Annotated in this window: 18 protein-coding genes; 7 read left to right on the top strand and 11 right to left on the bottom strand. The window is 38.4% G+C overall.

What is annotated here, in order from left to right; all coding sequences use genetic code 11:
• Positions 1 to 86: 86 nt before the first annotated feature.
• The 11 genes from IEY40_RS02135 to IEY40_RS02085 form a co-directional block, all read right to left on the bottom strand.
• Entirely contained in the window at positions 87 to 1,244 is a 1,158-nt protein-coding gene (locus IEY40_RS02135; RefSeq protein ID WP_188952880.1) for a PP2C family protein-serine/threonine phosphatase, read from the bottom strand.
• A gap of 8 nt (positions 1,245 to 1,252) precedes the next feature.
• Entirely contained in the window at positions 1,253 to 1,828 is a 576-nt protein-coding gene (locus tag IEY40_RS02130; protein WP_188952879.1) for an MlaC/ttg2D family ABC transporter substrate-binding protein, read from the bottom strand.
• Positions 1,828 to 2,277 carry an outer membrane lipid asymmetry maintenance protein MlaD gene (mlaD, locus tag IEY40_RS02125; protein WP_188952877.1) on the bottom strand — a complete coding sequence of 150 codons (450 nt, stop codon included), beginning with the start codon at positions 2,275 to 2,277 and terminating at the stop codon, positions 1,828 to 1,830. The genes IEY40_RS02130 and mlaD overlap by 1 nt, the downstream gene beginning before the upstream one ends.
• Positions 2,278 to 2,289: 12 nt before the next feature.
• A complete protein-coding gene (locus IEY40_RS02120) occupies positions 2,290 to 3,084 on the bottom strand; it encodes an MlaE family ABC transporter permease (protein ID WP_188952875.1) in 795 nt (264 codons plus the stop codon).
• The gene (locus IEY40_RS02115; protein WP_188952873.1) at positions 3,084 to 3,881 is read right to left on the bottom strand and encodes an ABC transporter ATP-binding protein; all 798 of its coding nucleotides are present in this window, start codon (positions 3,879 to 3,881) and stop codon (positions 3,084 to 3,086) included. Before IEY40_RS02115 ends, IEY40_RS02120 begins: the two co-directional genes overlap by 1 nt.
• Entirely contained in the window at positions 3,874 to 4,203 is a 330-nt protein-coding gene (locus IEY40_RS02110) for an STAS domain-containing protein (RefSeq protein ID WP_137224857.1), read from the bottom strand. The genes IEY40_RS02115 and IEY40_RS02110 overlap by 8 nt, the downstream gene beginning before the upstream one ends.
• A gap of 6 nt (positions 4,204 to 4,209) precedes the next feature.
• Positions 4,210 to 4,611 (bottom strand): ATP-binding protein, encoded by a 402-nt coding sequence (locus IEY40_RS02105; RefSeq protein WP_188952870.1) that lies wholly within the window; start codon positions 4,609 to 4,611, stop codon positions 4,210 to 4,212.
• A gap of 28 nt (positions 4,612 to 4,639) precedes the next feature.
• Positions 4,640 to 5,488, bottom strand: coding sequence for an MlaA family lipoprotein (locus IEY40_RS02100; protein WP_188952868.1), 849 nt, complete (start codon positions 5,486 to 5,488; stop codon positions 4,640 to 4,642).
• Between the two features lie 288 nt (positions 5,489 to 5,776).
• Entirely contained in the window at positions 5,777 to 6,475 is a 699-nt protein-coding gene (locus IEY40_RS02095) for a YoaK family protein (protein WP_188952866.1), read from the bottom strand.
• Positions 6,472 to 6,882 carry a DoxX family protein gene (locus IEY40_RS02090; protein ID WP_188952864.1) on the bottom strand — a complete coding sequence of 137 codons (411 nt, stop codon included), beginning with the start codon at positions 6,880 to 6,882 and terminating at the stop codon, positions 6,472 to 6,474. Before IEY40_RS02090 ends, IEY40_RS02095 begins: the two co-directional genes overlap by 4 nt.
• Positions 6,883 to 6,897: 15 nt before the next feature.
• Entirely contained in the window at positions 6,898 to 8,748 is a 1,851-nt protein-coding gene (locus tag IEY40_RS02085; RefSeq protein ID WP_188952863.1) for an amidohydrolase, read from the bottom strand.
• Positions 8,749 to 8,953: 205 nt separating this feature from the next.
• On the opposite strand from IEY40_RS02085, the gene IEY40_RS02080 reads away from it, so the two are divergent.
• From IEY40_RS02080 to IEY40_RS02050, 7 genes are all read left to right on the top strand, one after another.
• The gene (locus IEY40_RS02080) at positions 8,954 to 9,634 is read left to right on the top strand and encodes a hydrolase (protein ID WP_188952861.1); all 681 of its coding nucleotides are present in this window, start codon (positions 8,954 to 8,956) and stop codon (positions 9,632 to 9,634) included.
• Between the two features lie 129 nt (positions 9,635 to 9,763).
• Positions 9,764 to 10,045, top strand: a complete 282-nt coding sequence (locus tag IEY40_RS02075; protein WP_188952859.1) for a DUF1427 family protein — start codon at positions 9,764 to 9,766, stop codon at positions 10,043 to 10,045.
• Positions 10,046 to 10,116: 71 nt separating this feature from the next.
• On the top strand, positions 10,117 to 10,497 hold the full coding sequence (locus IEY40_RS02070; protein ID WP_188952857.1) for a response regulator transcription factor: 381 nt from the start codon (positions 10,117 to 10,119) through the stop codon (positions 10,495 to 10,497).
• A 52-nt stretch (positions 10,498 to 10,549) separates the two neighbouring features.
• A complete protein-coding gene (locus tag IEY40_RS02065; protein WP_188952855.1) occupies positions 10,550 to 16,060 on the top strand; it encodes a protein kinase domain-containing protein in 5,511 nt (1,836 codons plus the stop codon).
• A 2-nt stretch (positions 16,061 to 16,062) separates the two neighbouring features.
• Positions 16,063 to 16,722: a response regulator transcription factor gene (locus IEY40_RS02060; RefSeq protein ID WP_229776981.1), complete on the top strand. Its 660-nt coding sequence runs from the start codon at positions 16,063 to 16,065 to the stop codon at positions 16,720 to 16,722.
• 167 nt (positions 16,723 to 16,889) lie between these two features.
• Positions 16,890 to 18,329: a catalase gene (locus tag IEY40_RS02055; protein ID WP_188952853.1), complete on the top strand. Its 1,440-nt coding sequence runs from the start codon at positions 16,890 to 16,892 to the stop codon at positions 18,327 to 18,329.
• Between the two features lie 109 nt (positions 18,330 to 18,438).
• Positions 18,439 to 19,260 carry an alpha/beta fold hydrolase gene (locus IEY40_RS02050; protein WP_188952851.1) on the top strand — a complete coding sequence of 274 codons (822 nt, stop codon included), beginning with the start codon at positions 18,439 to 18,441 and terminating at the stop codon, positions 19,258 to 19,260.
• Positions 19,261 to 19,363 lie beyond the last annotated feature (103 nt).

The raw sequence follows: 19,363 nt of genomic DNA, 5'->3' as shown, positions 1-19,363 counted from the left end.
CCTCCAACAGAGTAGTCAACTGAAAGTAATACTTTTGATTGCTAGAATAAGTATTATCGATTTGTTATTTCGTTAGTCATAAATAATTAAATAAACTGGATAGCACACATGGTCAAATCATCCTGAAACTCAGAATAGCCACAAAACAGCTTCATTTGCTGCTCAAGGTGATCCAACATAGCCTGGGGTTGATCCGGTGACGCGATAATGGCCTTTTCGAGACGTTCAAAACCATATAACTCTTTTTGGGCATTTTGAGTTTCGATAACTACATCGGTGTACACAAACAAAATATCACCAACATCAACTTTTACTCTGTAAGTATTCCAATTTTGCTCGCGCAGCACTCCAATAGGGATCCCCCCCTGATCAAGGGCAACAAGTCTGTTGGCTTTTTTCAAATATGCATGGGGATGGCCAGCATTAGCGTAAATAAGCTCTTTATCAGTATAGTTGTAACGAAAAACTGTTGCCGTTAAAAAACAACCTCGAGTTTTTTTGGTAAAAAAATGTTGATTGATATATTTAAGCACTTCAGAAGAGGTATGACTTAAATCTTTAGCATCAAAGGTGCGTAAAATAGCATCTATCATGGCGGTTTCTACTGCGACAGCGGGACCATGTCCTGACACATCGGCAATAATCATTCCGACATCGCCTTTAATACCTGGACGATTTTTCCCTAGGTCGACAATGTCTAAATAATCACCACCTGCCCCAATCATTGCTTTGTATGTATAAGCCATTACCACAGAACTTAAGTCGATAGCTTTGTCTGGCAGCATAAGTTGTTGTAAGCGCGATATTTCATCTATTTCATTACGGATCCAAATTTTAGCAGTATTAAGCTGTGAAGTGATTTCATTTAACTGGAAACATTTTAATTCGTACAACATTTTAAAATACAATGTCGTAATATGTTGTAAATCAAATTGAAGATCTAAATCGCATAAGATAATACACTCAAATAAATTCGACTCATGACCTAAGGTCAGCCCCAAACTAATATTACCATCATCATTAAGCTCCAAGATATCAGCAGCGTTATCTTGCTGTGACAATTTTTGAAAATGACTATAAAGTTCACAACTATGATAATCAGACAAATATGGGGAATTACAGCTAATTTGACCGTTTTTCTTAATAAGATAAAATTTAAAACCCTCTAGAATTTCCACCAAATTAGTTTCAAACCATAGAGTTTCATCAATAATACTGTTATCTAGCGCTTTATCAATACTCAAGATTAAACTTACTTTTGGGCTAATTTAGTGGCTAAGGCTTCATTTAAACCACTGACACCGCTTTTTTTCAATGTACTTTTATAGTCGTTACTAAAGGTACGAATCATCGATAAACCTTCAGCAACAAAATCGTAAATTTTCCATTCATTATTTCGTTGATAAAGCTGATAAGAAACCGGAATGATATTTTCTTTGGTATGAATTTCAGTATCTACCGATGCATAAACCTTTTTCTTAATGGTTTCGCTAGTGTAATCAACCGTTTGATTATCATATTGTTCTAACAATACGATATAAGTATCGACTAACACCCCTTTTAATAACACCATAAATTGACGTTTTTCAGTATCGCTAGCCTGTCTCCAGTACTTACCTAATACGCGTTGTGCCGAGGCTTGTATATCTACATGCTTTTCAATCACATCACTGAGTGATTGTTTTTTCTGTTCAACTGACAATGCGCTATCTGATGCAATACCAATGATATCTGCCACGCCCAATTTAACGCGTTCTGTCGGTTCTTGTGCCGCTAAAGCTAAAGACGGCATCACTAATATCATGAGTAAAAAAATTATCGATTTCATTATTTATCCTGACTAAACATATACTTGCTAATTAACTCTTCTATACTGATAGATGATTCTGTATCAATAAACTCATCACCATCTTCCATATTGATATCTGAACCACCGCTAGAGATTTTAAGAAATCTGTCACCGATAATGCCGGATGTCCGAATAGAGGCGACCGAGTCATCAGGTACCGTAATCGTATTATCTAATGACACTTTAACCACAGACTCATACGCTTTAGGGTCGTAAGTAATTGATTGAATTAATCCAACGCGTACCCCAGACATTTCAACAAAAGCACCTTCTTTTAAACCTGAAGAATTTTCAAATTTAGCCACTAAGGTATATTTACCACTATTGGTAACCGATACACCACCAATGGTAACAGACATAAATACCAAGGCTCCAATCCCGAATAAAACAAACAGGCCGACGAGAAAATTGACGTAATTATTTTTCATTGTTACCTCTAGTTATAGCGCTAATGAGCTAACGATGTAGTCACTAAACAACATTATAATTGCACTCATTACCACTGCCTGAGTGGTGCAATTACTGACGCCTTCTGCGCCCATATTTTTTGGGTTTAGGTGTAAATAAAAGCCGTAATATAAAGGTATCCACATAATAAACAACCCAAATACCATCGACTTTATTTGACCAACCAGCACATCTTTAAAGCTAATCGTATCTAATATCCCTTGAATATATGCACCAGGGCTTTCGCCTTGGATGTGGATACCAACAATATAACCACCACCAATCCCCACCAAATCAAACAAAGCCGTTAAAATAGGTACACAAATCAATGCAGCCAGTAGTCGTGGTAACATGACATAGCGATAACTGTTAATTGCCATGCAATCCAGCGCATCAAATTGTTGTTCGTTACGCATAATGCCAATTTCGGAACACGTGGCAGAGCCTACTCGCGCAATCACCATTAATGCAGTCATCACCGGGCCTAATTCTTTAATCAGGCTCAAGGCAACCGCCGAACCCAATAAATCTACCGAGCCGAATCGCACTAAGGTATCGTAAAACTGCAAAGCCACTACCATACCGGTAAATAATGCGGCCACAACAATGACAATTAAAGACCGATTACCAATAAAATATATTTGCTTAATCACTTGCTTAAATGACACCAGCCCAGTGAATAAGCTGCTAACAATTCGTAATAAAAATAATGTCGCTAAGCCTAAACCATCAATATTTTTTCGAGTCGCTGCACCTAATTTACTGATCGAATTAAATAAGGTTGCCATTAATCTTTGTCCTTATTTAATAACCGATTAAAGTAAACCTCACCATCATCTCTGTGGGTGTTAGGTTGACGATTAATCATGTTATGAATTCGTTCATCTGGTGAGTTTTTAATATCATCAACCGTGCCGTTAGCCACCACTTCACCGCCAAATAAAACCACAACTCTATCGGCAATTTTAAATACGCTTTCAAGCTCATGAGTCACCACGACTATAGTCATGTTCATGGCATCTCTAAGGGTTAAAATAAGCTCATCCAATTCAACTGCGGTAGTAGGATCGAGCCCTGCCGAAGGTTCATCAAAAAACAGTAGCTTAGGGTCCATAATCACGGCCCTAGCTAAACCAGCTCGCTTTAGCATACCGCCTGATAGTTCAGAGGGCATGAGATGACCCGTGTCAGCCATATTCATTACTTCAAGCTTCATCCGCACCATAATATCAATGGTTTGGGTATCCAACGACGTATTATGCTCTAAGGGTAGCCTGACATTGTCTGCCACATTCAACGAACTTAGCAGCGCGCCACCTTGGAAAGCCACACCCATTTTTTTACGCAAGTTGCGTAATTGCTTATTTTTAGCATTAAAAATATTAACATCATCAATCATGATGGTGCCTGACGTTGGCGTTTTAAGCCCAAGCATATGGTTGAGTAAGGTACTTTTACCTGAGCCAGAACCCCCCATCACCACCAGAATTTCTCCGGTGTTGACCTCTAAATTGACATCTTTAAGAACTTGAGTGTCGCCATATTGGGCAAATAAATGCTCTACAGTAATGATAGGTTTAACCATTGTTACCCACAACTTCTACTGAATCAGCTAGGTTAAACACTGTGTTTAAACGGGTTAATTGCAGTACCTGAAGCGGTGAACCATTGGCTCCCACAATATGAAATTCAGTATCGTTTTCTTTGGCTTCGTTAAACGCCTCTACCAATGACGCCATGCCAGAGCTGTCGATATATTGCAGATGAGTAAAATCGACGATAATGTTATTTTTACTTTTGATTAATTTTATAATGTCGAGTTTAATGCTACGTGAGTTACTCAAATCAACTTCGCCATAAAGTTTAATCACTTGGTAATTATTATATTTTTCAATTTCAATATTCATGTCTTGTCACCCAAATTTCATCATCAGTTCTAGCCAATTACCTTTGCCATTATGGGGTATTAACCTTACCGTTTCAGCCACATGATAAATGAGGCAAAGGCCTAGTCCACCGGGCTCACATAAATCGTTTTCAGGAGGTGTTAATTGCTTGCCTGTAATCTGCGAACATACATCTTTTATCACAAATAGCGCATGATCATCACCACTGCTTATCTCTACTTCTAAACAGCCTTTGCTCGACATGTGATAACCATGACGAATAACATTGGCACAAGCTTCATCGACCGCTAATACGATTTCATTGACTTTATCTTCGCTAAAAGGAAACTCGCGGCATGCATCTACCACAAATCCGCGAATATTTTTTAATTCACTTGTACACGATGAAAACGTTTTGATGTTTGACATTGGCTAGTCCGTTCTCTTGATATCAGTTTTATTGTCTATTTTCGGGTATCACTTTTTTATCACTTAATGGTTTAGCCTCTAATGATTGATCGTTTAGAGTGTGATCATCTAGCTGCTCAGCGTCTATGAGTTCGTCATCTAAGAGTTCATCATCGAGTAGTTCATTATCGAACTCTTTATCAAAGGTATCAGCTTCAGTTTTCTTTACTTTACCGTCACTGACCAAGTATGCATCTCTTTGCAGATAGACATCTTTTACATAACCATATGGATCTAACGAACCATTTAACATGGGCTCATATTGCTGAAATTCAATCCGGCTATCTAAACCTTCAAGCGTAAATTTACCTAATCGTTGTTCAAACGTAAGCAGTGACAAAGGATAGACAAAAACATCGACAAAATCCCCCACCGTATTACGCGCAGTACTGGTACCATAAACAGGCCACATAACAAAAGGCCCATTACCGACCCCCCAAGCACCAAAGGTTTGTGCAAAGGTCTCTTGTTTCTGTAGTAACCCCATATCGGTAGCAGGATCAAAAATACCCACTAGACCAATTGTTGAGTTGACCACAAAACGTAAAACACTACTGCCACTGTCGGTGACTTTCCACTGCAGGAGGTTATTTACCGCGTAAAGAGGCTCGCTTAAATTCGATAGCAGATTAGACACACCTTTTCGAACAGGCTGAGGGATTTTTTCATAACCTTTTGCTGCGGGTTTTAATACATGCTTATCCATGATCTTGTAATTAAAATCCCAGCTTTTTCGATTAGCAGATTCGAATGGGTCACCCGGTGTTGAGTTGCTAGCACAGCCACTAAAAAATAGTAAAGCAGCACAGATAACTAACAGTCGACCAATTATGCCCACTTATACCTCCAGATTTTTCAAAAATATGCTTAAAATTAGTATTAAAAACGATATTTAATATCGATAACATCAATAAAGAGTGAAAAATATATAAATGAAACGATGATAACTATTCATAACAATATGACTAATAACTTATAAAAGATTAATTTTATGATGAAATTAAATCTTTAATTTGCTTTAATCAAAGCCACGTTTAACAGATGTTCAAGATATTTTATTCAAACTTATAATAATGAAAATAGTAATCTAGTCAGACATTGGCAATATCTCTATTAATAAAGAAAACTATTCTTGAGTGCTAGCAGTGTCAGATTGCTCAATAAATAATAATCCAAACAAAATCGAGATCGGTAACAATAACGCCCAAAAACCAAATTGGATATAACCCATTGCCGCACCCATGGCACCAATAGCAAATGCCGCGACAGGCCAAAAGAACTTGCCAATACGCTTACGAGTATTAACATCGCCTTTGCCTAAGAGCAGTTCTAATATGTCTAATACAATTTGAGTCACGTTACCCGTCATCATTGAAGTCGGCGGTAAATGTGTCATCAACAATCGAGTATACGCACTGTGAACTCCCATAGCTGCAGCTCCCAGCATCCCACAAAATATTAAGAATGGTGTTTGTTCATTACCAATAGGCGATGCATGGACCCCTGTAGCCATGAATGAAGTAAGCAAAAAGATCTGTATAGCAATTGCAATTTGGGTCACGTGAGTTTTATTGGAATGAGAACTACATTTCATCACTAATAAACGGACAATGGCAATCCCAATAACAAAGGCAGGAAAAGCCATAAATTTAATAAGTAAGCCACTGTTAGATTCACGCGTGAGACTGGCACCAATTAACACAAAGTTACCAGTAACATGAGCGGTAAATAACCCAAATAGTGCCACAAATCCCAGCGTATCGACATAACCGGCCAAAAAACCTAAGCCTGTACTTTCAAGTAAAATTTTTGTTTTTGGCGTCATATTCTTCTCTTGGGATTTGTGTTGAATGCAAAATGCCCTGGACCACACAGCGCAATGGTGCCAAACAAGACCAGTAATAACCAACCAAATTGTCCTTGCTCAATAGACCAATCCGAATGTACGCCTAGCATAGAGACCAACAGTAGAAAAATTAAGGGTAAACACGCTAAACGAGTATACACGCCAAAAGTAATGGCAATCGGGCAAACAACCTCTGCAAATATGGCACACAACAAGGTGATTGAACGCCCTAAGTGGAGTGGGTCATCAATAACTTGCAACTCAGTTCCCCAATGCAAAATCTTAGGCAATCCATGTACATAGATCACCAGTAAAGAACCAAAAACGCGCAAAAACAATAGGCCCAAATCAGGCCTCTGCAAAAAATAAGGAGGCGTTAATTTCATGCTAAATCCCCTTTGTTAGAATGCAAAACAACTGCAACCTAACACGCCCCAAAATGCACCATGATCTGATATAGGCATTGAAGACTGACGAGCATTATCATGACTATGCCCATGGACCCCACAAGCCCCCCCACATACATGATGCATCGCCATAGGATGTACTCTTGTATGGCCAGGAACCAATTTCACCGGAGACCATTCTGGTACAACTGGAATTGATGGTGGGCTGTATGAAGAAAACCCTTCACTGCCATAAACAATTTTACCATCAACAATGGTCATCACTGATTCAATAGACTTAATTTCTTCTTCTGGCACACTAAAGAAATCGGCACTAATAACGGCAAGATCAGCAAATTGACCTTTTTTTATTCGACCTTTTTTATGATCTTCACCCGAAAACCAAGAGCTACCAGCGGTCCATAATTCTATTGCAGTATCACGCGGTAAACGGGCATTGTCTTGATACAGTTGTAAACCACCAACTGTTTTACCTGATACCAACCAATATAATGCAGTCCAAGGGTTATGACTGGCTACACGAGTCGCATCAGTACCACCACCGACAGGTAATCCCATCTCTAGCATCTTCGCAACAGGAGGTGTTTGTTCAGCTGCTTTTGCACCATAACGCTCAACAAAATATTCACCTTGGAACGCCATACGATGCTGAATTGCCAACCCACCATCAAGTGCTTTAACCCGTTCCATATTTTTCACAGAAATCGTTTCTGCATGGTCAAATAACCAACGAAGACCATTAAAAGGTGTGTCCCGATTCACTTTTTCAAACACATCCAACATACGACTTATCGATTCATCGTAAGTTGCGTGTAATCTAAATGGCCAACGATTTTGCACCAAATGACGCACCACTTTTTCTAACTCATCTTCCATTCCATGAGCAAGATCTGGTCGTGGTTCAACAAAATCTTCGAAGTCTGCAGCTGAAAATACCAACATTTCACCAGCACCATTATGACGATAAAAGTCACTACCATCACCTGGTGACACCATATCGGTCCATTTTTTAAAATCTTCTAACTCAGCACCTTTATTTTGAGTGAATAAGTTATAAGCAATACGAATCGTCAATTGGCCATCTTTCGCCAACTGGTCAACCACTTGGTAATCTTCAGGGTAATTTTGAAACCCACCGCCAGCATCAATGGCACTAGTTACACCCAAACGGTTTAATTCACGCATAAATTGGCGAGTTGAATTCACTTGATACTCAAGCGGTAAACTAGGTCCTTTAGCTAATGTCGAATATAAAATCATTGCGTTAGGTCGCGCAATCAACATCCCCGTAGGATTGCCATTACTATCTCGCTGAATTTCTCCACCAGGAGGATTCGGCGTATCTTTGGTATAGCCAACAACCTTCAATGCAGCACGATTAAGAATCGCTCTATCGTAAAGGTGCAAAATAAATACTGGAGTATCTGGTGCAGCATGATTAATTTCTTCAATTGTTGGCATTCGCTTTTCAGCGAACTGGAATTCAGTCCACCCACCCACTACACGTACCCATTGTGGATGAGGTGTGCGCTCGGCTTGAGTGCGCAGCATGCGTAATGCATCAGCAACTGATGGTACACCTTCCCAACGCAATTCTAGGTTGTAATTCAAACCACCACGAATAAGGTGTAAGTGAGAATCGTTTAATCCAGGGATAACAGTACTTTTATTGAGATCAATTACACGACTGTCTGACGTTCTGTGACGAAGGATATCTTCATTACTGCCAACATCATTAAATTTCCCATCACGGATCAATACTGCACTGGCATGAGGGTGGTCTTTGTCCATCGTGTGAAAACGACCGTTAACCAAAATAAGATCATTCTTTGAAGATATATCCATCACTTACACTCCTAGCCATAAGGCCTAACCATTAAAGGGTTGATGTTATTCAGTGTGCGAATAAACCAACCATGCGTCTAGCTATACAAATAGATAGTAGTTATCACTCAGATAGGTGCTTATGATTTAGAAGAAGCTAAATCAAGTAATAGCTCAATAAGATGTTTACCCCATATAATTTAACGCGTGTAAGAGGAATTTACTTATGTCAAACTTAGATGTGCTGACACCGCATAATTGTCAAGTTATCTTTATTGATCAACAGCCACAAATGGCTTTTGGTGTGCAATCAATCGACAGACAAACATTAAAAAACAATGTTGTGGGTTTAGCTAAAGCAGCGAAAATATTTAACATCCCAACCACTATTACCACGGTAGAAACCGAAAGTTTTTCAGGTTATACATATCCTGAATTACTCGATGTATTTCCAGGTCAAGCTACACTTGAACGCTCATCAATGAACTCTTGGGATGACCAAAAGGTCCGTGATGCGTTAGCAAAAAATGGTAAGAAAAAAATCGTGGTATCTGGATTATGGACTGAAGTTTGTAATAATACTTTTGCACTATCTGCAATGGCCGAAGGCGACTACGAGATTTACATGGTAGCTGATGCCTCAGGAGGTACATCCAAAGAAGCGCATGATTATGCAATGCAACGCATGATACAAGCTGGTGTAATACCAATGACTTGGCAACAAGTATTACTCGAATGGCAAAGGGATTGGGCTCATAAAGAAACCTATGATGCAGTGATGGAACTCGTTCGAGCTCATTCTGGTGCTTACGGTATGGGGGTTGATTATGCCTACTCAATGGTCCACAAAGCACCACAACGTGTCATGAATGATTATGAAATAATCGCTCCTGTGCCAGCTAAATAATATCTTAATCAAAATATGTGATAGCAAGCAACGTTAAAGTACATTACAACCTATAGACCAAGTGTGCCTATTTCTTAATCGGGTGACATCTGTGTCAATAGGTTGTTCCACTTACACATGGAGGTCAATATGAAAATCTATTTATTATCGTTAGGTGCCGGATTATTGGTTGGGATTATTTATGCATTAATCCAGGTACGTTCACCAGCACCTCCAGCGATCGCATTATTAGGTCTACTGGGTATGTTGATTGGAGAACAAGTTGTTCCAACAGTTAAACTTATTCTTGCTGGTGAACCTCTAACTATGCGCTGGTTTAAAAATGAGTGTGTTCCTAAAATAACTGGCGCACCAGAAATACTCGTAACTCAACGAAAGCAAGATTCAGCCAATAAAAGTAAAGATATGTAATAAGCACCGTTTATCTTATAATTACTCTACATCATTAAACTGGGTAAGATAACGATTGGAGAAATAAATTAATGCATAGTAATGTTTCAAGGGAAAACCTAATTGCTATTATTGATGATGAACAATCGATTCGAAATGGCTTAAGCAGTTTATTGCGCTCTGAGGGTTATGAAACAGTGTTATTTTCATCAGCAGAATCCTTTTTGAGTTCGGAAAAAATTAACAATATTAAGTTTATGGTGCTTGATTTAAAATTAACTGAGATGTCTGGGGTAACGTTATTTGAGCTATTACTAGAAGCAAACATTAAGATCCCAACAGTTTTTATTTCAGGTAATGCAGAACCTGAAATGTCTGAAAGCTTAGTCAAAAAAGGCGGCATACTGTTTCTATCTAAACCAATAAATGTAGAGTTATTACTAAGAAAGGTTAAAGATATATTAGCAGGATAATACTTAATTTTTAAGAAAGTAATCAGCTAAGAACCTCATAGGATAAATTGTTGTGGCGACACTGGACATAAGCTCTTATCACTTTGAGCTACTAAGACAGGATTGTGATATAAGCTACTTCCGTGCTATTTGCTTACAAAGTAAAGAGCAAAACATCATCGTGGCTAAAGCAAACTCAATAGATCTTGAACAAACAACAGCACTAAGGCTACATAATGAGTTTGTTTTAAAAGACAAAATCAGCCCGCTGTGGGGAATTAAACCATCACAGCTAGTTATAGTAGATGGATTAACTACCTTAATTTACAAAAATTACACAGCTGTCCCCTCAAGTTGGCGGATAAATGGTCAACTAGAACTTAAGCAATTTTTCCCTATTGCATTAAAATTAGTAGCGACGTTAAAACACTTTCATCATAGCGGTTTGATACATAAAGATATCAAACCTAGCAATTTTTTAATCGACGATGACGGTTGCATATATTTAAGTAACTTTGGTTTCGCACAAAAAATTGAAGATATTCAGAATTCAGACCCTATGCCATTTTTCAAAAGCACATTGGCCTATATTTCTCCTGAACACTCCGAGTTTTCAGAACATCAGATAGATCATCGTAGCGATCTATATTCTATTGGTATTATTTTATACGAGTTACTTAGCGGTTGCTTACCTATCGGATTACCTGATTCAGCATCTATTCATGAATGGCTTCATTGCCAACGAGTCAGTGAGCCTAAACCTCCTCATGTTATCAATTTCAACATTCCTATTTGGTTATCTAAATTGGTATTGAAATTACTTGAAAAGTCTCCAGAAAAACGTTACCAATCAGCTGATTTGTTGGAATCTGATTTATTATTCTGCAGTAAAAATTGGCATGAAGTAGGTAATATACCTTCTTTTCCTTTAGGAGAACACTATCACTCAACTGGACTAGAGCTTTCAGATACACTTCATCAAAGAGAGCAAGAACTGGCAGCAATGCATGCTGCACTTGAGCATTCTCGCCTTGAACAAACACCAACGCTGGTATTTGTTCAAGGTCATGCTGGGATCGGGAAGTCAAAGTTGTTGGAACGCTTTATGAGTGATATAGCATTCAATGGTAGTTGTATAGCCTATAGCCAAGCGGAACGCTATAAACAAGCTCCTTACAGCGTATTAATTAGTGCGTTTAGGTATGCTCTGGCTCAAATATTACAGGGGAATCAAGAAGATCGAGAATTCTGGCAACAACATATTAAATCATCTCATCATTTGATAACCGATGAGGCGCGAAAGCTCTTTCCTGAACTAAAAAAACTAATTGAGAATGTTGGTCACCACACTCCAGAAAATGCTCCTATTAGCTTAAATATACCCAATCAAATAGAAGCTTCTATGCGAAGTATCATTGGCATATTTTCAACAACGACAAGACCATTCGTACTAATTTTAGATGATATTCATTGGTTAGACCACATAAGTATAAGCTTAATCAATACACTATTAGGTCAACAATTTTCATTGCCATTTCTGTTAGTTGCAACTCAGCGTCATACAAATAAAATACCTCTGAACACAATACAGCACGACGGTCAAACTACCATACTTCACTTGAAGCCTTTAGATGTGTCTTCTATCAGGAAGATATTAGTCAGTGCTTTCAAAACTAACCAAACAAATATAATACAACTAGCTGAATTGATTCTTCTGAAAACTAATGGCTGTCCATTTTTTGTTAAGTCTTTGATTAATACATTATTTAATCAAGAACTAATAAGATTCGATCCTATTAATTCTGTTTGGATATGTCAGCATGACGCTATTCAGTCGTTTTCTTATACCGACAATGTCGCGTTAGATATCACTCAACAATTTAAAACGCTCCCGAAAAAAACACAACAATTGTTGATTAACATGTCAATTGTGGGCCGAAGTATCGAAACAGCATTAATAGAAGCATTATTTGTTAGTAATTATGAGGAATTAGAGAGCAATATTTTGCCTGCTGTAAACATTGGTATTCTGCACAAAACGAAAAACGGTTTTGCATTTTTTCACGACTTAGTACATACAACCATAAAAAATTTAGCAAACCCGTCGGAGAAAATGCAACTTCACTTACAGATAGGTAGACGTTTAATAGAACAAGCCACAAGCACTAAGGATCTAGATGCTCAATTTCATGGTATCGAACATATATCACACGCAGAAATTTTACTGACCGATATTAACGAACGCTTATATTTAATACCACTAGCATTAGAAGTCGCAAGAAACGCCAAGAATTCACATTCATTAAAGCTTGCTCGAAGCATCTTGGTTTTTACTTATCAATTATTACCTCTAAATACTGAAAAACATAAACGATTACAAGCCGATATTATGTTTGAACAAGCAGACTGCGAGCTGCTATCAGGTAATTTTGATCATGCCCAAAGGCTACTATTAGGCATTATTGACGCCAAAACCGAATCAATACAAAAAACTGAAGCTTACCGTTTAAACGTTGAGCTATTATTGCGTCAATCTAACTATATTGCTGCCGTTAATACGGCCATTGAAGGACTGAAAGCGGCGAACATTCATATTAGCCCTAATCCAACAAATATAGAATGTGATATGGCTTATAATCACTTAATGCTTCGTCTAGGTACAACACCATCGAATACTTTAACTAATTTAACTCAATTAGATAATAAGGAAGTGGAAGCATTATTATCACTACTAAGCGCATTATCAGCCCCCGCTAGCTTCACCAGTACCAATTTACATTTTATGCAATTGACTCTAATGCTCGAAATCACATTGGACCATGGGATATCAGGAGCTTCAGCTGCTGCACTTGGTTGGTATGGCGTTTTAATAGCAGAGCGCTATGAGCAATATAAAATGGGGTTCAAATTTTGCCAATTAGCCAGAATTTTGGTTCTCAAACATCATTTCCATGATTATGAAGGGAAAGTTTTATTAACATTAGATCAAGTAAGTGTATGGATAAAGCCATTGCCTTATTCTATCGAATGCGTTAATTCTGGGTTTTCTGCAGCAATAGGTCATGGCGATGTTGCAACAGCCTGTTTTGAATGTTGCCACCAAGTGGCGAACTTATTTACATTAGGCACGCCACTTAATAAGGTGCTACAAGAAATTGAACGTGGGCTCAAATTTAGCCAGAAATCTGGGTTTGAAGACGTTAAAGTCATCATGTTGGTCCAACGAGCTTTTATTGAGAATTTACATCACAACACTAATGATAGTTTAAGCGGTCATGATTTTTTTGCCGCGGTCGGATACAGTACTGATGGTAATATTGCCGACAGAATGTCGACATTGATTTTTTGGTTTTGGTTGTATAAAGGAATAACCCATTATTTAGCTGATGAAATCAAAGATGCGTCAGTCAGTTTAATTACAGCTGGCTATTATGCTTGGTCAGCACCAGCTCATATTCATTTATTGGATTATCACTTTTTTAGTGCTTTAACGATTACCGCCACTACCTATTGTGAACAAGAAAAAGAAATAGCCCGAAAACAACTAATGGTGCATTACCATAAAATTACAACATGGGTAAAAAACAATCCACAAAACTTCACTGATAAAGCTTTAATTTTAGAGGGTGAAATAGCTAAATTTGATAATAATCCTTTTTTAGCTATGTCTAAATTCGAGGAAGCTATATCCATTTATCCTGACCAAGATTTTATTCAGTACCGTGCTATCGCACATGAATTAGCAGGAAAAATAGCACTTCAACATGGTCAAGTTACGGCAGCCACTGCCCACATTGAGCGGGCGATACAGTGTTTTGGGTCTTGGGGGGCGCAGAGTAAAGTACAGCAGTTATGTTCTAGTTATTCACTACTTAATATTGTTAATATTCATAATGAACAAGGTGTACTACTACCAAGCTTGAACACAAGCGCTCGATACCAATCTGCGGCACTCAAAGCGACTAGAAGCATGACCGAATTTGGTGACGATGAAGAAATACTTCAACAATTGCTCACTATTATTGTAGAACAAGCAACCGCAAGAAAAGGAGTATTGATAAGTATATGTGGACAAAGACTGATAATGGAAACACTTGTCAATACCACTTCTCAGGGATTATCGGTCGTCACTATAGGCGCAGTCGTTAGTCCTTTCGACATCCCAAAAAGTTTAATAAGCTCATGTATTAGAACAAAAAAAATGATTTATGTTGAACAAATATTAGAATCACCGTATGAACTAGATTCATATTGGCAAGGTAACTACGAACGTTCAATATTATGCTTACCTCTGATTGCTCATAATAAACAACTAGGAGTTTTATATCTTGAGTTTCGTCCTCAGGATATAAACATGAACGAAGATTATACAAAAGCCTTAAAATTTCTCGCAGCCAAAGCGGCATTATCCTTAGATACAGCCCAACTTAGAAAAAACTTCAGTGAATCAGTATCTAAACACTCTGAAATTGAGAGAGAAAACTTAGTAACTAGAACGTCTCTTAATTTAGGCGAGAAAATATGTAAAACGGGAAGTTGGCACTGGAATTTAGCTTCAAATATCGTCACTTGTTCTGTTGAAATGTGTCGCATATTTGGAATTGATTCTAAAAATAATCAAAGAACATTTCAGTCAATTGCCGCTTTTTTTCATCCAGAAGATCATCAAAGCGTGATGGAGAAAATAACCAAAGCCGTTACTGACCAAAAGACATTTGACGTCGATCACCGAATTATTCTAAGAGATGGCAGTAGCTTGTACCTCAATGGACAAGGATGCCCTGTTATCGGAAAAGATAGTGTGGTTGATTATGTCGGCACAGTCAGTGATATAACTTCACGACGTGCAGCAGAGGATGCCTTGCGCATAGCACAAGAAGACTTAGCAAGAGTATCGAGGATAAACACTGTAGGACAACTGACCTCGTCTATTGCTCATGAAATCAATCAACCTTTAATGTCTATTGTGTCAAATGCAGCAGCAGGATTACGCTGGTTAAAAAGGGAAAAACCGAATTTAGATGAAGCAATGATAAGCATGCAGGCCATTGCCAATGAAGGTCAACGAGCAGGACAAATAGTAGAGAATATCCGTAATTTAACCCGTAATGTTAAGCCATCTTTTACCAGAGTAAACTTATATAATATTGTTGAACATGTATTGACTATTGTTCGTAGTGAAGCCGTTCATAAAAATGTCACTATCAAATTACACATTAAAGCACATAAACTCGATATACAAGGCGACTCAATACAATTGCAGCAGGTCATGTTAAACATACTCATGAATGGCATTGAAGCAATGAGCGAAGTATATGATCGTCGCAGATTATTAAACGTCTATATAAGTAATCCTGATGATACAAATATTGTAATCGAATTTAACGATACTGGACCAGGAATAGACAAAGAGGTAAGCCAGCATTTGTTTGATGCTTTTTATACGACTAAAAAAAATGGAATGGGGATGGGATTGGCTATTTGTCAGTCTATTATAAAAATACATCAAGGAAAAATATCTGCAACATCAAGTAACAAAGTGGGTAGTACTTTTTCAATTACCCTACCCTTAATAAAGGATTAACTATGTCTATTTATAATAATTCGCACAACGAGAAAGCCTTGATAAATGGGTTAGTATTCATTGTTGATGACGAAGAAAGTGTTAGAAAATCATTGCATAATTTACTTAGCTCAGTTGGTTACCAAGTACAAGAGTTCGCTACTGCGCAGGCATTTCTCGATACAGACTTACCTAAAACACCAGTATGTTTAATTCTGGATATGCAGATGCCCGATGCGAGTGGCTTAGATGTTGCCGAAAAGCTGAGTCAAAATAATATTACTATCCCAGTGATTTTTTTAACTGGTTATGGATCAATTCCACTCAGCGTTGAAGCCATGAAACTAGGAGCTCAAGAGTTTTTGACTAAACCTGTAAATCCTGACGCTTTGTTAATTGCCGTAGATAAAGCATTAAAGTGGGACAGAAATAATATACAACAGCGAATTGAGATTGCCGACTTTACGTCACGTTATCAGTCACTTACGCCTAGAGAAAAGAATGTACTTGAGTTTATTATTAGCGGTTTATTAATTAAACAGATTGCCTCAGAACTGCATGTAAGTGAAATTACAATTAAGGTTCATAAACAAAAAATAATGCAAAAAATGTTCACAAAATCTTTACCGGAATTAGTACGTATTAGCGAACGATTAAACATTATTTCAGCAAGAACAAGATAAAATGGCCATCCGCATTAAAAAATAACTTGATTGTCCCTGATAGAAATCTCAAGCGATCACTCACAGTAGTACTGAGTTTATTACTCCCTATACCTATAGATAATATTTTTTCATCGCCTGCTTTCTTAAGCTGTCATGAACCCTAATGGCACCTCAAGGATATTCGCGTGAATAAATTAACCACAGCAGCGGGAGCTCCCGTTGTTGATAATCAAAATACACAAACTGCAGGACCGCTCGGTCCTGTTCTATTGCAAGATATTTGGCACTTGGAAAAACTGGCTCACTTTGCCCGTGAAGTGATACCTGAACGACGTATGCATGCAAAAGGTTCTGGAGTTTATGGTTCATTTACCGTTACTCATGATATATCCCACTTCAGCAAAGCTAAAATCTTTGCTGAAATAGGCAAAAAAACTGAAGTATTTGTACGTTTCTCTACCGTTGCTGGAGAACGTGGTGCTGCAGATGCTGAACGAGATATTCGTGGATTTGCCATTAAATTCTATACCGAAGAAGGAAATTGGGATTTAGTTGGTAACAATACCCCAGTCTTTTTCATTCGTGATCCGCTTAAATTTACTGATCTTAACCATGTCGTTAAACGTGACCCTAAAACCAATATGCATAATGCTGAAAGCAATTGGGACTGGTGGACTCTATTACCCGAAGCACTGCATCAAATTACTATAGTCATGAGCGATCGTGGTATTCCCCGTACCTACCGTCATATGCATGGTTTTGGTAGCCATACCTATAGTTTAATTAACAGCGACAACCAACGTTTCTGGGTAAAGTTCCATTTTACTTCGCAGCAAGGTATTGAAAACCTGAGCGATCAAGAAGCCCAAGCGATGATAGGTAAAGATCGCGAAAGCCATCAACGTGATTTATTTACTAGCATAGAAAATGGTGATTTTCCACGTTGGAAATTATCGATTCAAATTATGAGCGAAGAACAAGCTCAAGAATGCTCTTTTAACCCATTTGATCTAACAAAAATATGGCCCCATTTAGATTACCCATTAATGGATGTGGGGGAAATGGTTTTAAATCGCAACCCTGAAAACTATTTTGCAGAGGTGGAACAAGCCGCCTTTTCACCAGCCAATGCCGTACCTGGTATCAGTTTTTCACCCGATAAAATGCTGCAGTCTCGATTATTTTCTTACGGTGATGCTCAACGTTATCGTTTAGGGGTTAATCATCATCATATTCCAGTTAACGCGCCTAAATGCCCTTTCCATAGCTATCACCGCGATGGGGCTATGCGTACCGATGGCAATCTAGGTAGCACCATTGGTTATGAGCCTAATAGCCAAGGGGAATGGCAACAGCAGCCTGAATTTGAAGAACCTCATTTAGTAGCGTCGGGCAGTGCTGGACACTGGGATCATCGGAACGATGAGGATTATTACTCACAACCTGGTGCTCTATTCCGCCTTATGAGTGCACAAAAACAGAAAATACTATTTGAAAATACCGCTCGTGCAATATCAGGTGCATCCACCATGGTTAAGCAACGTCATATTGATAATTGCAATAAGGCTGATCCCGCATATGGTGCAGGCATTGCCGCAGCACTAAAATTGATCTCCAATACATAAACAAAGTCAATGATACACGTCATACAATGTGATACGGAAAATATCGTCATTGGATGTCCTAACAAAAACGAGGAAAACTCCTCAATATTATACATTTAAGGAAAATAAAATGAGCAGCATTACGACAAAAGACGGTACACACATTTATTATAAAGATTGGGGAAAAGGTCAGCCAATCGTGTTCAGCCATGGGTGGCCACTGAGTGCCGATGCATGGGAAGGACAAATGTTATTTCTAGCCAATAACGGCTACCGTTGCATCGCCCATGATCGTCGTGGTCACGGGCGTTCAAGTCAACCATCATTCGGTAATGATATGGACACTTATGCAGATGATTTAGCTGAACTAATTGAACACCTAGATCTCACAAATGCTGTACTAGTTGGTCATTCAACAGGTGGTGGTGAAGTCACTCGTTACCTTAAGCGTCATGGGTCAACACGTGTAACTAAAGCCGTCCTAGTCGGCGCGGTTCCACCAACTATGCTTAAATCTGCTACCAATCCAAATGGTGTTCCAATGGATGTGTTTGATGGTATTCGTGCAGGCGTACTTGGCGACCGCTCACAATTTTTTAAAGATTTGACAGTACCATTCTTTGGTTTTAATCGCGAAGGTGTGACTGTTTGCCCAGGATTCCAAGATGGATTCTGGTTCCAGAGTATGCAGTGTGGTTTGATCGGTGCTTATGAGTGTATTAAGCAATTTTCAGAAACAGATTTTACTGAAGATTTAACACTAATTGATGTACCAACCTTAATTGTGCATGGCGATGACGATCAAATAGTCCCAATTGAGATAACCGCGATAACTGCAGCAAAACTTGTGAAAGACGCAACACTGCTCATTTACAAAGGTGGTTCTCACGGAATACCTTACACTGATAAAGACAAGTTAAACATAGACTTACTAGACTTCATCGCTCGTTAGATAACACTTTTTAAAGGATATCTAATCCAACATAAAGTATTAGTCAAAGCGAGATTGCACGTTCAGCCCCCCTAATTAAAGGCCACAGCGGTGGCCTTTTCAT

The organism is Shewanella ulleungensis, assembly GCF_014648315.1.
Lineage (GTDB): Bacteria > Pseudomonadota > Gammaproteobacteria > Enterobacterales > Shewanellaceae > Shewanella > Shewanella ulleungensis.
Note: the sequence above shows the minus strand (reverse complement) of the source record. Positions and strands in the feature narration are given on the sequence as shown.

What these genes read in the sequence shown, in the direction of transcription:
- IEY40_RS02130 (WP_188952879.1), bottom strand. Translation starts at nt 1,828, where the DNA reads ATGAAATCGATAATTTTTTTACTCATGATATTAGTGATGCCGTCTTTA.
- mlaD (WP_188952877.1), bottom strand. Translation starts at nt 2,277, where the DNA reads ATGAAAAATAATTACGTCAATTTTCTCGTCGGCCTGTTTGTTTTATTC.
- IEY40_RS02120 (WP_188952875.1), bottom strand. Translation starts at nt 3,084, where the DNA reads ATGGCAACCTTATTTAATTCGATCAGTAAATTAGGTGCAGCGACTCGA.
- IEY40_RS02115 (WP_188952873.1), bottom strand. Translation starts at nt 3,881, where the DNA reads ATGGTTAAACCTATCATTACTGTAGAGCATTTATTTGCCCAATATGGC.
- IEY40_RS02110 (WP_137224857.1), bottom strand. Translation starts at nt 4,203, where the DNA reads ATGAATATTGAAATTGAAAAATATAATAATTACCAAGTGATTAAACTT.
- IEY40_RS02105 (WP_188952870.1), bottom strand. Translation starts at nt 4,611, where the DNA reads ATGTCAAACATCAAAACGTTTTCATCGTGTACAAGTGAATTAAAAAAT.
- IEY40_RS02095 (WP_188952866.1), bottom strand. Translation starts at nt 6,475, where the DNA reads ATGACGCCAAAAACAAAAATTTTACTTGAAAGTACAGGCTTAGGTTTT.
- IEY40_RS02090 (WP_188952864.1), bottom strand. Translation starts at nt 6,882, where the DNA reads ATGAAATTAACGCCTCCTTATTTTTTGCAGAGGCCTGATTTGGGCCTA.
- IEY40_RS02085 (WP_188952863.1), bottom strand. Translation starts at nt 8,748, where the DNA reads ATGGATATATCTTCAAAGAATGATCTTATTTTGGTTAACGGTCGTTTT.
- IEY40_RS02080 (WP_188952861.1), top strand. Translation starts at nt 8,954, where the DNA reads ATGTCAAACTTAGATGTGCTGACACCGCATAATTGTCAAGTTATCTTT.
- IEY40_RS02075 (WP_188952859.1), top strand. Translation starts at nt 9,764, where the DNA reads ATGAAAATCTATTTATTATCGTTAGGTGCCGGATTATTGGTTGGGATT.
- IEY40_RS02070 (WP_188952857.1), top strand. Translation starts at nt 10,117, where the DNA reads ATGCATAGTAATGTTTCAAGGGAAAACCTAATTGCTATTATTGATGAT.
- IEY40_RS02060 (WP_229776981.1), top strand. Translation starts at nt 16,063, where the DNA reads ATGTCTATTTATAATAATTCGCACAACGAGAAAGCCTTGATAAATGGG.
- IEY40_RS02050 (WP_188952851.1), top strand. Translation starts at nt 18,439, where the DNA reads ATGAGCAGCATTACGACAAAAGACGGTACACACATTTATTATAAAGAT.